The following is a 15,397-nucleotide window of genomic DNA, read 5'->3' as shown; positions in this document are numbered from 1 at the left end:
AACATCTGAAATAAAAAAGACCCCGGCGATGAACCGGGGTCTTTTGTTTTCCTGTCGAGCGTCGGCGACGATCAGAATTCCTGCCAGTCGTCCTGGGCCACCGCCGCGTTGCCGCGCGACATCGGACGGGCGGCAACCGCCGCACGCGCCGGCGCCGAGGGCGCCGCCATCGTGCGGGCCATGGCGCGCAGATCGCTTGCCGCCGTGGCGGCATTCGCGCGGCCGGGCAGCGTGAAGCGGGTGATCAGTTCGCGCAGGCGGCCGGCTTCGTTGGCGAGTTGGGCGCTGGCGGCATTGGCCTCCTCGACCATCGCCGCATTTTTCTGCGTCACCTGGTCCATCTGGTTGACGGCAGTGTTGACTTCGCTGAGACCCACCGATTGCTCGCGCGCCGACAGCGCGATCGCGTCCATGTGCTGGTTGATGGTGACGACGTGTTCACCGATCGCCTTCAGCGCCTGACCGGTATCGCGCACCAGCTTGACGCCGCCTTCGACCTCGACGCTCGAATTGCGGATGAGCTCCTTGATCTCCTTGGCAGCCTTCGCCGAACGCTGGGCCAGTTCGCGCACTTCCTGCGCGACGACGGCAAACCCCTTGCCGGCCTCGCCAGCGCGCGCCGCTTCGACGCCGGCATTGAGCGCCAACAGGTTGGTCTGGAAGGCAATCTCGTCGATGACTCCGATGATGTTGGAGATCTGGCCGGACGAGCTTTCGATCCGGCGCATGGCCTCCACGGCACTCGCGACCACGACGCCGGATTTTTCGGCGCTCGCATTTGCCTCACCGGCGACGATGCGCGCCTCTTCAGCCCGCCGGGTCGAGGAGGTGACATTGGCGGTGATCTCGTCGAGGGCGGCCGCGGTCTGCTCCAGCGAGGCAGCCTGCTGCTCCGTGCGGCGCGACAGGTCATCGGCGCTTTCGCTGATTTCGCGCGAGCCGCCGTCGATCGAGCCGCTGGAATCGGCAACCGCCGCCAGCGCATCGCCGAGGCGCGACACGGCTGAATTCAGGTCATGGCGCAGCTGCTCGAAGTCAGGTGCAAACGGCTCGTTCAACTGGAAGGCCAGATCGCCGGCCGCCAAGCGTTGCAGGCCACCGGCAAGGCCTGATGTTGCCTGGCGCAGACGCGCCTGCGCCGACGCTTCGGCCTCTTCCTGGAGCCGCGCGCGCTCCGCCTCGGCGCGGGCGCGGTTTTCGGCGGCTTCCGCCTCGAGCCTCTGGTTGGCGATCGCCGCCTGCCGGAAAATCTCGACAGCGCCGGCCATCTCACCGATTTCGTCCTTGCGGCCGGCATAGGGAATGGCCGACACCGTGTCGCCCTCGGCGAGACGGGTCATCGACCGGGTGGTGGCGACGATCGGCTTGGAAATCGTGCGGCCGACGAGGAAGACCGTGGCCGCGATGATGGCGATTGCAGCGAGGATAGCGCCGAGCGCGATGTTTTCCACGAACGCCTGCATCGAGGCGCTCTCGGCCTCGGCCTCCACCTTCTCTGCAGCGATGGCCGTCGCCATCTGTTCGAAGATCGGCTCGACGGTCGAAAACGTCTCCGACATCCGCGTGCGCAAGGCGGTCTCGTTTTCCGCCAGCGCGGCGTAGTCGGCAAAAGCGACGCTGTAATTCTGCAGGGCGGCGAGGATCTTGCTCTGGCTCTCCTTGCCACCGAAGGTTTCGGCCGGGAAGCCGGCGAAGGCCTTCACCTCTTCGGCATGCTTCTCCACGTATTTGTGGTCACGCCGCATGATGAAGTCCTTCTCGTGGCGTCGCATCGTCAGCATGCTCGCGAGCAACCCCTTGTCTGAAACGGACTTCAACGCCTGCTCGATCGTGTGGACTGCCGCGCGCATGGCGCCTTCCTTGCCGGCCGAAGGTTCGAGACCGAGCGAACGGTTGGCTTCGGCAACGGCCGCGAATTCACCAAGATAGCGCTCGTAACCCTCGGAAATCAGCTTGAGCTGTGCCCGCGTCGACTGGCTGTCGAGCAGGTTGCCGAGCGTAGCGATCGTCTCGGTTGCCTTGGCGGCGATCTCCTGATGCGAGGCGGCATATGTTTCCTCGCGCCGCAGCAGGAAGTCCTTCTCCGCGCGGCGGTTTTGCAGGAACTGGCTTTCGAGCACCAGCAGCGCCCGGTCGGCGTCCCGGTGGACCTGCACCTGCTGGCGATAACCCTCCTCGATATCCCGCTCCACGATGAAGATGCCGACAATGGCAAGAATGCCGGCGACCGCGATCGGAACGAGCAGGCCGATGCGGTGCGAAAGCCTGAGATGGAAGCGGGACATGCGGGGGCTCCTTGCGCCTGATAGCGTCAGGTGGGGGATGATCAGAGGTGTCGGGAAATCCGGTTTTGGGACGGGGGCCTGCATCATGCAGCGTGCGACATTCGGCAGAATTGCCACGGATCATTTAAGGACGCGTGAATATTACCCTATTTCCTTAGGGGTTTTATTTCCGAATGCCCTGCCCGCGCGGGCCTGCTGTGCAGTGAAGGGGCTTGCCATCCGGCCGGCAACCCTCCATGAGAAACGCATGTCAGAAGATCGTCAGAATGAAGAACACAAGAACAGGGTGCGCCTGGACCAGCTGCTGCTCAACAGCGGACTGGTTGCCAGCCGTGCCCGCGCTCGCGACGCGATCCAGCGTGGCACCGTCAAGGTCGACGGCCGCACGGTCACCAAGCCGTCGCTCGCCTTTGCCGAAAGCGTGACCATCACCATCGACGATCCGGCGCAGGACTATGTGTCGCGCGCGGCGCTGAAGCTCACGGCTGCGCTCGATCACTTCGGGCTCGATCCCTCGGGCGAAAGCTGCGTCGATATCGGCGCATCGACGGGCGGCTTCACCGAAGTGCTGCTGAAGCGCGGCGCCGAGCATGTGGTTGCGATCGACGTCGGCCACGGCCAGATCCATCCGCGCATCGAGAGCGATCCGCGCGTCACAAGCATCGAGGGCCTCAACGCCCGGGCGATGACCGAGGACGACATCGACAACCGCGACGTCACCTTCATCGTCTCCGACGTCTCCTTCATTTCGTTGAAGCTTGCGCTTCCGCCGGCACTCGAAATGGCGCTTTCCGGCGCCCATTGCATCCTCCTCGTGAAGCCGCAGTTCGAGGCAGGCCGCGATGCCATCAGCAAGGCCGGCCTCTTGAAGGACCCCGACAGCGCGCCGGCAGTTGCCGCCGAGCTGGAGCGTTGGCTGGTCGAGGACATGGGCTGGCAGAGTCTTGGCCTCATCCCCTCGCCGATCGCAGGCGGAGACGGCAACGTCGAATTCCTGCTGGCGGGCAGGAAGCCATGAGCACGCAGACCCTGACGATCGCCCGCCTCGGCGCGCAGGGCGACGGCATCGCCGAGACCGAGGACGGTCCGGTCTATGCCCCCTTCACGCTGCCGGGCGAAAGTGCGGCCCTTGCGGTCAACAAGTCTCACGGCACGCTGATCTCGCTGCGCGAAGCGTCGCCCGAGCGGGTCGAACCGCACTGTCGCCATTTCGGCCCGGACGGCGAGAATGGCACCTGCGGTGGCTGCACGCTGCAACATGCCGCCGATCCCCTCTATCAGACGTTCAAACGCGACCAGGTCATCAACGCTCTGAAATCCAAAGGCTTGAAGCCCGAGGTCGCGCCGCTGATCACGGCTCATCCGGGCGAGCGCCGCCGCGCCGTCTTCACCGCCCGCAAGACCGAGAAGGATCTGCTTCTCGGCTTCAACCAGGCGGAAAGCCACCACATCGTCGCAATTTCGGAATGTCCCGTCGCGAGCCCGGGCATCGTCTCGCGGCTCGCCACCATCGGCAAGATCGGCGCGGCCATGGCCGTCAACGCCGAACCGTTCCGCATTACCGTCCTCGAAACGCTCTCCGGCCTCGATCTCTCGGTCGACGGCATCAAGGGATTTGGCGACCGCGAACGCCGGCGCACGGTCGAGACTGTTCTCGGCGAACGCGGCATTGCCCGCGTCAGCCTCAATGGCGAGATCATCGTCGAGCCGACGAAGCCGATCATCGAATTCGGTGGCGTCGCCGTGTCGCCGCCGCCCGGCGGCTTCACCCAGGCGACGCTTGCGGCCGAAGAAGTGATGGCGGCCCTGGTGCTCGCGCATATCGGCAAGGCAAAGCGTGTCGCCGACCTCTTTGCCGGCAGCGGCACCTTCGCGCTGCGCATGGCCCGCAAGGCCCGCGTGCACGCAGTCGAAGGCGAAGACAAGGCGCTGAAGGCGCTCGACTTTGCTGCTCGCAATACGCAAGGGCTGAAGCCGGTGACGATCGAGAAGCGCGATCTCTTCCGCCGGCCGCTGATGGCGCAGGAACTGAAGGTCTATGACGCCATCGTCTTCGACCCGCCGCGCGCCGGTGCAGACGTGCAGTGCCAGGAGATTGCCCGCTCCGGCGTCAAGAAGGTCGTCGCCGTCTCCTGCAACCCGATCACCCTTGCCCGCGATCTCGCGATCCTTGTTGCCGCCGGCTACCGCATCACCTCGGTGACACCGATCGACCAGTTCCTCTGGTCGGCCCATGTCGAGGCCGTTGCCACGCTGGAGAAATAGAAAAGGCCCGGTCTCCCGGGCCTTTTCTCATTGTTCGTGCCGCTATCGCAGCTTTACGCTGCGCGACGACGGGGCGCCGGCGCATAGGCGCTCTGGGTGTTGCCGAGGTTGAACTGGGCGAGAAGCGCGTTGAGAGAGGCTGCTTCCGACGCCAGACCATGGCTTGCCGCCGTCTGCTCTTCCACCATCGCCGCGTTCTGCTGCGTGCCCTGGTCCATCGTGTTGACCGCGGTGTTGATCTCCTGAAGGCCTGTCGACTGCTCGCGCGTCGCCGTCACGATCGCACTCACATGCTTGTTGATCTCCTGCACCTCGGAAACGATCGTCTGCAGCGCCTTGCCGGTATCGCCGACCAGCGTCACGCCGCTGCGCACCTGGTTGCCCGAGGTGGTGATCAGCGCCTTGATCTCCTTGGCCGCATTGGCCGAACGCTGCGCAAGCTCGCGCACTTCCTGGGCGACGACCGCAAAGCCCTTGCCGGCATCCCCTGCCCGCGCCGCCTCGACGCCGGCATTCAGCGCCAGCAGGTTGGTCTGGAAGGCGATGTCGTCGATGACGCCGATGATGTTGGAGATCTCGCCTGACGATTTCTCGATCGCATGCATCGCCTCGACCGCATTGGCGACGACCTCGCCGGACTTTTCCGCACCCGCCCGGGTACGGGCGACCAGCGCGCCGACTTCCTCGGCGCGACGGGCGGAATCCTTGACCGTGGTGGTGATCTCTTCAAGCGCTGCTGCCGTCTCTTCGACGGAGGCTGCCTGCTGTTCGGTGCGGCGGGCGAGATCGTCGGCGGCCGAGCGGATTTCCGTCGCGCCGGCATCGATGCCGCGGGCGTTGGCGCCGACGGCGCAGAGCGTGTCGTGCAGCTTGGCGACCGAATTGTTGAAGTCGGCACGCAGGCGGTCGAGACGATCGGCGAAGGGATTGTCGATGCGATAGGCGAGATCGCCGTCGGCAAGACGGCCGAGACCGGTCGCCAGACCGTCGACGGCCTGCTGGATCTCGGCGGCGTCACGGGCCTTCTGCGCCTCGCGCTCCAGACGCTCGCGCTCCGACAGAGAACGATTGGCATCCGCTTCGTTTTCCAGCTTCAGCTTGGCGATGGTGGCGTCGCGCAACACCCGAAGCGAACGGGCGAGATCGCCGATCTCGTCCTTGCGCTCAGCCTCGGACAGATCGACATCGGTCTCTCCCGCAGCGATCTTGCCGGTGACGCCGATGACGTTGGCCACACGCTTGCGGAACCGGGTGGCCAGCGTCCAGCCGACCAGGATCATCACCAATGCGGCGACCGCTATAACGGCGACGGAAATCATCGCGAGCTGGGATAGACCGGCAAAGACGGTTGCTTCGGGAACCGAGACCACCACGTACCAGACAGTGTCCGGAAGCAGATTGACCGGCACGGCGACGGCGAGGTGCTCGCTACCGTCAGTGTGTTTCAACGCGAAGGCGTGGCCGGTGTTTGCAAGCAACTGCCCCCAGCCTTCGGCCTGCAAGGGCGTGTCCTTCATCACCTTGCCGAGAACCGCGGCATCGGGATGGCTGATGATGCTGCCGTCCTTGCTGATGAGCGACACGAAACCGGTGCCGAACGGTTTCAGCTTGCCAAGTTCGGTGGAGAGTTCGCCAAGCGCCATGTCGACGCCGACGACGCCGATGAAGGCACTGTCCTTCTTCAACGGCACCATGATCGACGTCATCAGAACGTCCTGGCCGTTGATCGGATAGACATAGGGCTCGGTGACCATGTCGAGACCGGTTTTCTTCGGGATCTGATAATAGTCACCCGGCCCCGGCTTGTCGTAGTCGGCGAGTGCCTCGTGGATCACCTTATCGCCGGAGCGGGCGATGTAGGGGACGAAGCGGCCTGTCGCATCATGGCCGGGCTTGCCGACATAGTCGGCGTCCTTGCCGTCGAAAGCGTTGGGCTCCCAGCCCGTGCTCATGCCGACGGCGAGCGGATTATCGATGATCAGCCGTTTCATGAGGGTTTCGATGTCTGCGCGCGACGGCGCGCCGGTGCCCTTCACGGCATAAAGCGCTGACCGGATGTTGTTGGCGAGCGTCTTGCCTTCGGCGAATTTCGTCTCGACGCTGCGGGCACTGGCGGAAGCGGCACTCGTCATCTCGGCGATGCTGCGCTCACGCAATTGCTGGTAGGATAGCCAGAACACGATGGCGGCAGTGACCATGCAGGTCAAAAGGCCGGTCATCACAATGGCAAACATGTTTCGTGCCGTTGCAGTCTTGAGAATCACCGTATGTCTCCCCTCGCGCTTGCGCCGTTCCGGTCGCGCGCGGCCAAATCATCGATAGCGTCGCGGGTTCGCCGGTACGCGCAGCATGGGACAGGTGTCTGGAACACGTCGCGGTGGTGAAGACCTGGAGGCGACATGCGGGGCGAAGTCATTTCGCAGCTCGCAAACGGTATGCGTGAGCGCTTTATCAAAGCTTAAAAAAGCAAGGACATGACGCCAAATCCGGCGAGATTCCTGACGCATCATGCAAAAAGGCCCGGTTTCCCGGGCCTTTTCTCATTGTTCGTGCCGCTATCGCAGCTTTACGCTGCGCGACGACGGGGCGCCGGCGCATAGGCGCTCTGGGTGTTGCCGAGGTTGAACTGGGCGAGAAGCGCGTTGAGAGAGGCTGCTTCCGACGCCAGACCATGGCTTGCCGCCGTCTGCTCTTCCACCATCGCCGCGTTCTGCTGCGTGCCCTGGTCCATCGTGTTGACCGCGGTGTTGATCTCCTGAAGGCCTGTCGACTGCTCGCGCGTCGCCGTCACGATCGCACTCACATGCTTGTTGATCTCCTGCACCTCGGAAACGATCGTCTGCAGCGCCTTGCCGGTATCGCCGACCAGCGTCACGCCGCTGCGCACCTGGTTGCCCGAGGTGGTGATCAGCGCCTTGATCTCCTTGGCCGCATTGGCCGAACGCTGCGCAAGCTCGCGCACTTCCTGGGCGACGACCGCAAAGCCCTTGCCGGCATCCCCTGCCCGCGCCGCCTCGACGCCGGCATTCAGCGCCAGCAGGTTGGTCTGGAAGGCGATGTCGTCGATGACGCCGATGATGTTGGAGATCTCGCCTGACGATTTCTCGATCGCATGCATCGCCTCGACCGCATTGGCGACGACCTCGCCGGACTTTTCCGCACCCGCCCGGGTACGGGCGACCAGCGCGCCGACTTCCTCGGCGCGACGGGCGGAATCCTTGACCGTGGTGGTGATCTCTTCAAGCGCTGCTGCCGTCTCTTCGACGGAGGCTGCCTGCTGTTCGGTGCGGCGGGCGAGATCGTCGGCGGCCGAGCGGATTTCCGTCGCGCCGGCATCGATGCCGCGGGCGTTGGCGCCGACGGCGCAGAGCGTGTCGTGCAGCTTGGCGACCGAATTGTTGAAGTCGGCACGCAGGCGGTCGAGACGATCGGCGAAGGGATTGTCGATGCGATAGGCGAGATCGCCGTCGGCAAGACGGCCGAGACCGGTCGCCAGACCGTCGACGGCCTGCTGGATCTCGGCGGCGTCACGGGCCTTCTGCGCCTCGCGCTCAAGGCGCTCGCGCTCCGACAGCGAACGATTGGCATCCGCTTCATCTTCGAGACGCGCGCGCTCGACCGCATTGGCCTTGAAAACGGCGACAGCGGCGGCCATCGAGCCGATCTGGTCGGTGCGCTCTTCTCCGGGGATTTCGACGTTGTGGTTGCCCGAAGCCAGCTTTTCCATCGCGCCGGTCATATCGGTCACCGGACGGATGACGAGGCGGTTGAGGAAGGTCGCGAGGAAGACGAGCATCACGCCGACCGCAAGCAGGGTCGCGACGGTGGCCGCAATGCGGAACTGGTCGATGGCGGAATAGGCGACATCGGCGTCGATGACGAAGCCGACATACCATTCGACCGAGGGCAGCCCCTCGACGGGCACGAAGCTGACGATCATCGGCTTGCCGTCCAGCTCTGTGTTCATGATGCCGGAGCTGATCGTCGGCGTGTTGGTCGGGAAGGCGTCCGACAGCGTCTTGGTGACGAGCTTGGCGTCCGGATGCACGAGGATCTGACCGTCCTTGCTGGCGAGGAAGGCGAAGCCTTCGCCGCCAACGTCGATGCCCTTGATCATCTGCACCAGCGTTTCGAGCGAGAAGTCGCTGCCGGCGACGCCGTAGAGCTTGCCGTCACGCTTGACCGGGATGGCCGCGCTGATGATGAGGTCGCCGGTCGAGGCGTCGACATAGGGCTCGGTCAGCACGCGTGCGTCGGCCTTGACCGCCTGCTGGTACCACGGACGCTGGCGCGGGTCGTAGCCCGCCGGCATCGGGTTGTCAGGCCAGGTGATGAACTTGCCCGCCTCGTTGCCGACATAGGTCGACATGAATTCGTTGGTCAGCACATCGTTCTTGAGGATCGGCTGGACACCGGCGTCGTCAGCCGCGCGGCCAGCGGCATCGGCCACCATCGCCGTCAGGGTGACGCGGCCGTTCAGCCACTTGGCGACGCTCTGCGCGGCCTGATCGCCGGAGGACGCTATGTTTTCTTCCACAGCCTTCGTCGTGGTGTCGTACTGGAGGCTGTCGATATAGACGGAAAAGCCGACGAAGGCGGTGACCACGACACCGGACGCGGCAACCAGAATGCGCGTCATGAGGTTCGATCGCTTGGACAAGATGGGCTCCTAACAGGGGCCGGCGTGCTTCGCCGGACATGAGCTCTCGATGATTTTCGCGCGCAGCATCGCCCAGCCGCCGGGATGGCGGACAGTCAAGCCTCGGGAAAACGTTGAACATGCCTAAGAGGCGGGAGCAGCCATGCGTCATGCGGCCGGGGCCGCCCTCGTAAGGGTAGGCCTATCGCGCCGAACGCTAGCGATGGCTATTTAAGAAGCGATTAAAATTGACATGTGCAAGTTCGCGATGCCGGCGGCAACCTGATCTTTACAATCGCTCGCCTAAAAGACCGCCCCGAATTTGCCAGCTCCGCCCCTGAAGGACGGCGACGACAAAGCGCGCCGGCGGTGATCGCCAGCGCGGGGGCATCGAGCCACAAGACCCTGATTTTTATCGCATATGCCTGCTTCGCAAAGGCGTTCGACTTAACCCAGGATGCGTCAGCGACGCATGAAGGCTTCGAAGGCCGCCCTTGCCTCTGCGCTTTTAAGCTGGGCAGCAAAATGCGTGGCTTCCTCGTCGATACGGGCAAGCACGTCGCTGCGGTCGCCGCGCACGAGATCGCGGGCAATGCGAAGCGCCTCCGGCGGCTTCTTGGCAAGGCGGGCGGCCAGAGACAGCGTCTCGTCTTCGACGGCATCCTGGCCGACGATCTTCCAGATCAGCCCCGCCTCGAGCGCGTCACGCGCCTCAAGCGGCTCACCGGCAGCCAGGAGCGCGAAGGCGCGCTGATGACCCATGACGCGCGGCGCGATCAGGCTGGACGCGGCTTCCGGCACGAGCGCGAGATCGACGAACGGCGTCTTGAAGGCCGAGCGGGCGGAGGAAATCGTCAGATCGCAGTGCAGATGGATCGTCGTGCCGATGCCGATCGCCAGGCCGTCGACACCGGAGACGACAGGCTTGGCAGCGCTTGCCAACGCCTTCAGGAAATCGATGACCTCGGTGCCCATCGTCCCGCCCATGGCGAACGCCAGGAAGTCGGCCATGTCGTTGCCGGCCGAAAAGCAGCCGTCGGTGCCGAGAAACGCGGTGACGCGAACGGCGGGATCGCTGCCGGCGGCGGTCAGGGCATGGGTCATCTTCGCGTACATGTCACGCGTGATGGCGTTCTTCTTTTCCGGCCGGTTGAGGCGGATGACCTGTACGCCCGGATAGGCCTCCGGACGTTCGATAAGTACGTGGTCAGTCATGATTTTTCCCTCAACCCAAGACGGCGCGCGCGGCAGCCAGGCTGTCAGCGCCGGTAACGACACGATCCTTCAAGGCGGACGTCTCCGCCAGCATGTTTTCGGCGGCAAACCGGCTGAGCGCGATGCGCTGCTCGTCCCTGCCATCGGACGCTTCGGCAAGGCCGCCCTTGGCGAGATAGGCGCCGGTGAGAGCGAGGCCGAACAGGCGCTGATAGGCGGTCGCGCCCGCGAGCGCCTCGGAGAGCTGGCCGGCCGAGACGGCGGCAAGCAGCCACTCCGTCGCACCGGCGAGATCGTCGAGTGCCGTATCGAGCCGCGCTGCGGTTTGGCCGAAGCCTTCGCGGTTGGAGGCGCTGACCGCAGAAGCGATCTCGCGCAGCTCGGCAATGAAGCCGCGCACATGGGCACCGCCCGAAAGCGGCAGCTTGCGGGTGACGAGGTCGATCGCCTGGATGCCGTTGGTGCCCTCGTAGATCGGGGCGATGCGGGCGTCGCGCAGATAGCGGGCCGCACCCGTTTCCTCGATGAAACCCATGCCGCCATGCACCTGGACGCCGAGCGAGGCGACGTCGACGCCGGCATCGGTTGCAAATGACTTGGCGATCGGCGTCAGAAGGCTGGAGCGCTCCTGCCAGTAGGGGGCCCTGTCACCTTCGACATGGCCCATGTCCACCGCGTGGGCGCAGGCATAGGCGATGGCGCGGGAGCCTTGCGTCAGGGCCTTCATGGTCAAAAGCATGCGGGCAACGTCGGGATGCTCAATGATCGGGCTCATGCCCTGGCCGGACCAGCCGGGCGCCTTGCCCTGGGTACGCTCCTTGGCAAAGGCGATCGCCTTCTGCGTGGCAGCGTCGGCGATCGCAACGCCCTGCATGCCGACGGCAAGGCGGGCGTTGTTCATCATGGTGAACATGCAGGCCAGGCCACGGTTTTCCTCACCGATGAGGTAGCCGACAGCCCCCTTCTCAGCCCCGAACCTGCCGTCGCCATAGATCATGGTGCAGGTGGGCGAGCCGTGAATGCCGAGCTTGTGTTCGAGCGAATGGCAGAACAGGTCGTTGCGCTCGCCGAGCGAGCCGTCGGCATTCACCAGGAATTTCGGCACGAGGAAAAGCGAAATGCCCCTGGTGCCGGCGGGCGCATCCGGCAACCGTGCCAGCACGAGATGAACGATGTTGTCGGTGAAGTCGTGTTCGCCCCAGGTGATGAAGATCTTCTGGCCGAAAATGCGATAGCTGCCATCGTCGCGGCGCTCGGCCCGCGTCTTCAGAACGCCGAGATCGGAGCCGGCATGCGGTTCCGTCAGGTTCATGGTGCCGGTCCATTCGCCGGACACCATCTTCGGCAGGTAGGTGGCCTTCAGTGCCTCGGAGCCATGCTTCTCCAGCGCCTCGACGGCGCCCATGGTCAGCGTCGGCCCGAGCGCAAAGGCCATCGAGCCGGCGTTCCACATTTCCATGGCCGCCACATGCAGCATGTGCGGCAGGTTCTGGCCGCCGAATTCTTCCGGCGCCGTCAGGCCGTTCCAGCCGCCGCCGATCCAGTTGTGGTAAAGATCGCGCCAGCCGTCCGGCGTCTCGACCTTGCCATCGACAAGGCGCGAGCCCTGCCTGTCGCCGACGTCGCCGAGCGGCGCCACTTCCTCGGTCGCAAAGCGTCCGGCTTCCGACAGGATAGCATCCACCAGATCCTCGCCGAGATCGCCGAGGGCGCCGCTTTCCAGCGCGCCGGCCATGCCGGCCACATGCTTCAGGGTGAATGAGATCTCGTCGACGGGTGCCTTGTACATGCTGATCCTCCCAGATGCCGGGGCGCGTTGACAGCTCCGGCGCATCTTCGTTTGGCCGAACACTATTGATTTTTACGTAAACGTCAACGTCAATTCACCCCCTCATGCCGCCGCTGGCGTCACGGGCGGCACCGTAACAAAACTGTCATCAACGGCGCATAGAAGCCAAGGGATATGGCCCTCGCCAAGGCGTTCACATGAACCTGATTTCCCCAGAAATACCCGGCCTCGTCTGGGCCTACCGCTTCCTGCCGGGCGAAAGCCGATGCCAGCGCATCGCCAACGATGCCGCAATCGACGGTCTTATCAACGGTGACGGCTGGATCTGGTTGCACCTGGCGCTTTCGGACGCGCGCACGCCGGCGCTGATCGAGCGCATCGCTGGCCTGCCCGTGGCCGCTGTCACGACCTTGACCAGCCACGACACCCAGGCCGCCATCACCGTGTCCGACGATATCGTTCACGGCACGCTGGTCGATTTCGAGCGGACCTTCGACGCGGTGACGAAGACCATCGGCTGGCTGCATTTCGCCGTCAGCGACCGGGTGATCATCACCACCCGGCTGCACCCGCTGCGCAGCATCGACCGGGTCAAGGCCGCGGTCGAGAAGAGCACGAAATGCGCGCGGCCGATCGATCTCTTCGAAATGCTGGTGGTGGAATTCCAGCGCACGCTGATCTCGCTGGTGCTGGAGCTGACGGAAGAGCTGAATGTGATCGAGGACCATGTCTATGGCGAGGCCGGCCACCGGCAGCAGCCGGGTCTCGCGCCGCTGCGCCGGACGGTCGTTCGCCTTCACCGGCACCTGCGCACGGTGCTTGCCCTTTTACGCCGCGCCGGCGCGTCTGATGAGGACGAGGTGCCGCCCGGCTTCATCGACGCCACCGAGCGCCTTTCGGACCGGCTGGAGGCGGTCGATCGCGACGTCTTTGCGCTGCAGGAACGTGCCCGGCTGCTGCACGAGGAAATCGACAGCAAGATTTCGTCCGAAACCAACCGCCACCTCTACATCCTGTCGCTGATGACAGCCTTCCTGCTGCCGCCGACGCTGGTCACAGGCTTCTTCGGCATGAACACCGGCGCACTGCCCTTTGCCGATGGCGGCGGCACGCTCTATGCGGCACTGCTCATCGCGCTTTCCATGGGGCTAGCGTGGTGGATCCTCTGGCGGATCGGTATTCTGTGACCTTGCCGACATGACAAAGGCCGGGCGATGCCCAGCCTTCATCGCAGTGTGTTTCCTGACCGTCTTAGCTGTAGGGCGAGTAGCACTGCCGGCGCGGCGCGCCATAGGGCTGGTACGTGTTGTCGTATGCCCGGTAAGAGCGATAGCGGTCGTAGCACCATTGCACGTGACGGCTGCCATAGACGGGGGCCGGCCGCTGGTAGCGCGGCGGCTGGGCAACCGTACCACCGATGATTACACCGGCGCCGAAGGCGGCCATCGGATACCACCAGCCATTGTAGTAACGGTAGCCCGGACGGCGATAGTTATACCCGCGATAGCCATTGTAATAATAGTAATTACCGCGCCGTTCGTACCCAGACCCGTATCCGGGCCGGCGATACTGAATCTCGGTGGCTTCGCTATGCCGCTCAACGCGCGGCGGAGCCGGCATGAAGGCCTGTGACGGAGCCGCCGACGTCATTAAGACGGCCGCAGCAACCACAGCGGAAAACCACTTGCCACTCATTGTTCTCATATAAACCTCCATAAGGACGCCGCGCGCGCCACTCGGCGCAAGCGACCATCAGCACAACCGAAAGCTTCACCCGATTTCATCCTGATGTCGATACCGCTCCGGGCGATGGCTCAACGAGAGCAATGAAACCGATTCATAACGGTTAAGTGTCGGGTTTTGTTCCATGTTCAGGCAATGCAAAACGGACTATCGTGAGAGGCTGGCGCGACTATCGTGATAGGCAACGCCAGACCAGGGTGGAGGCGCTAAGGCCCCTGGCGCCGGGCTTCGAAACAGATATCGAAGCAATCCCTAATATACATCCATAAGTCTCTATACATTCGCCACCGTCTCAAGCACAGTCGCCGCGGGGACCGGGATTTACGATCCATTAACTGTAGTGTCGGCAATCTCTCTGAATGGCAAAGCGGCATATCTCCACGTCACGGATGATTCTGCGCCTCGCGACCCTTCTGGGTCTGGTTTTCGCGGCGGCGAACGCACGCGCCGGAGAGCTCGAACCCTGGAAGACGAAATCCAACGCCATCGTCGTCGATGCCTATGAGCTGAACAGCATCGACTGGGAGGCCATGCTCGTCGACAAGCGCATCTCCGGCTTCATCGCCAAGGCCTCCGACGGCTTGCCCGAAAGCTTCTCCTGCACCGGCGATCACAACGGCGACACCTTCGCTCACTGCAAGACGATGTGGCGCAAATATGCCGTCAGCCGGGAACTCTACCAGACCCGACGGATGATCGCCCGCTCGCACGGCATGCTGTGGGGCGCCTACCATCTCGCCCGGCCCGGCAATCCGGTCGACCAGGCCAACCACTTCCTCGATTATGCGAGCCCACGCGACGACGAACTGATGGTGCTCGATCTCGAAGGCATCGACCCGGACAAGTACATGTCGCTCGAAGACGCGGCGATCTTTGCCGGACATATCAAGACCCGCACCGGCCGCTACCCGATGCTCTACACCAATCACGTGACGGCGAAATACATCGCCGCCAACCGTGAAAAGCACCGGCTTCTGTCACGCCTGCCGCTCTGGTATGCGCGCTACAAGCCCGATATCCGCAATGTCTTTCCGATGGGCAACTGGGACAGCTACGCGCTGTGGCAATTCTCCTCGGGGATCAATTGCGGCAAGCGCCGTTGCCCCTACCGCGTTCCCGGCACGCTCGACGACATCGACGTCAACGTCGCCGCAATGACGAGCGCCGCCCTCAGATCGGTCTGGGCCGGGGGCACGTTGCTACCGGAAAAACCGATGCCCCTGATCCTGATCGCAAAGGCCGATGAAGGGGTCGGCGCGTCGAGTGTGGCCCGGGCAACGGCGACGATCGAGGCGCCCTTGCTCATCAGCCGCGCCGACGCCGCAAGCGCTGCCGGCGAAGGCGTCGACATGATGGCGACGGGATCGATCGATTTCGGTCGGCACGAGCGGGCGGTGCGACTGGCGGCGGCCGGCCGCTGACGGGTCCCGCAACAGCAGCGCCGCTGCTCTCATTCATGTT

The 15,397-nt window shown here is 64.2% G+C and carries 10 protein-coding genes; 4 read left to right on the top strand and 6 right to left on the bottom strand.

Annotated features, from left to right (window positions below; genetic code table 11):
- Nucleotides 1-71: 71 nt before the first annotated feature.
- Nucleotides 72-2,285 carry a HAMP domain-containing methyl-accepting chemotaxis protein gene (locus tag RTP54_RS04110; RefSeq protein WP_312361202.1) on the bottom strand — a complete coding sequence of 738 codons (2,214 nt, stop codon included), beginning with the start codon at nucleotides 2,283-2,285 and terminating at the stop codon, nucleotides 72-74.
- Nucleotides 2,286-2,532: 247 nt separating this feature from the next.
- Here RTP54_RS04110 and RTP54_RS04105 point away from each other — a divergent pair, with 247 nt between their 5' ends.
- Both RTP54_RS04105 and RTP54_RS04100 read left to right on the top strand, forming a co-directional pair.
- Entirely contained in the window at nucleotides 2,533-3,303 is a 771-nt protein-coding gene (locus RTP54_RS04105; RefSeq protein WP_312361201.1) for a TlyA family RNA methyltransferase, read from the top strand.
- The gene (locus RTP54_RS04100) at nucleotides 3,300-4,550 is read left to right on the top strand and encodes a class I SAM-dependent RNA methyltransferase (protein ID WP_312361200.1); all 1,251 of its coding nucleotides are present in this window, start codon (nucleotides 3,300-3,302) and stop codon (nucleotides 4,548-4,550) included. Before RTP54_RS04105 ends, RTP54_RS04100 begins: the two co-directional genes overlap by 4 nt.
- Nucleotides 4,551-4,603: 53 nt before the next feature.
- Here the strand turns inward: RTP54_RS04100 and RTP54_RS04095 are convergent, their stop codons facing one another.
- The 4 genes from RTP54_RS04095 to RTP54_RS04080 all read right to left on the bottom strand — a co-directional run bounded on the left by RTP54_RS04095 (nucleotide 4,604) and on the right by RTP54_RS04080 (nucleotide 12,193).
- Complete coding sequence (locus RTP54_RS04095; protein ID WP_312361199.1) at nucleotides 4,604-6,814, bottom strand: methyl-accepting chemotaxis protein; 2,211 nt, start codon at nucleotides 6,812-6,814, stop codon at nucleotides 4,604-4,606.
- Nucleotides 6,815-7,116: 302 nt separating this feature from the next.
- Nucleotides 7,117-9,189 carry a methyl-accepting chemotaxis protein McpU gene (gene mcpU / locus RTP54_RS04090; RefSeq protein ID WP_312363162.1) on the bottom strand — a complete coding sequence of 691 codons (2,073 nt, stop codon included), beginning with the start codon at nucleotides 9,187-9,189 and terminating at the stop codon, nucleotides 7,117-7,119.
- 462 nt (nucleotides 9,190-9,651) lie between these two features.
- Nucleotides 9,652-10,404, bottom strand: coding sequence for a crotonase/enoyl-CoA hydratase family protein (locus tag RTP54_RS04085; RefSeq protein WP_312361198.1), 753 nt, complete (start codon nucleotides 10,402-10,404; stop codon nucleotides 9,652-9,654).
- 10 nt (nucleotides 10,405-10,414) lie between these two features.
- Nucleotides 10,415-12,193, bottom strand: a complete 1,779-nt coding sequence (locus RTP54_RS04080; RefSeq protein WP_312361196.1) for an acyl-CoA dehydrogenase — start codon at nucleotides 12,191-12,193, stop codon at nucleotides 10,415-10,417.
- A gap of 197 nt (nucleotides 12,194-12,390) precedes the next feature.
- Here RTP54_RS04080 and RTP54_RS04075 point away from each other — a divergent pair, with 197 nt between their 5' ends.
- On the top strand, nucleotides 12,391-13,380 hold the full coding sequence (locus tag RTP54_RS04075; protein ID WP_312361195.1) for a transporter: 990 nt from the start codon (nucleotides 12,391-12,393) through the stop codon (nucleotides 13,378-13,380).
- Nucleotides 13,381-13,444: 64 nt separating this feature from the next.
- Here the strand turns inward: RTP54_RS04075 and RTP54_RS04070 are convergent, their stop codons facing one another.
- Entirely contained in the window at nucleotides 13,445-13,888 is a 444-nt protein-coding gene (locus RTP54_RS04070) for a BA14K family protein (protein WP_312363161.1), read from the bottom strand.
- A 407-nt stretch (nucleotides 13,889-14,295) separates the two neighbouring features.
- Here RTP54_RS04070 and RTP54_RS04065 point away from each other — a divergent pair, with 407 nt between their 5' ends.
- Nucleotides 14,296-15,357 (top strand): GH25 family lysozyme, encoded by a 1,062-nt coding sequence (locus RTP54_RS04065; RefSeq protein ID WP_162703431.1) that lies wholly within the window; start codon nucleotides 14,296-14,298, stop codon nucleotides 15,355-15,357.
- Nucleotides 15,358-15,397 lie beyond the last annotated feature (40 nt).

Source organism: Ensifer sp. (assembly GCF_031989085.1).
GTDB lineage: Bacteria > Pseudomonadota > Alphaproteobacteria > Rhizobiales > Rhizobiaceae > Ensifer.
The sequence above is the reverse complement of the archived record's forward strand: the minus strand, read 5'-3'. Positions and strand labels throughout refer to the sequence as shown.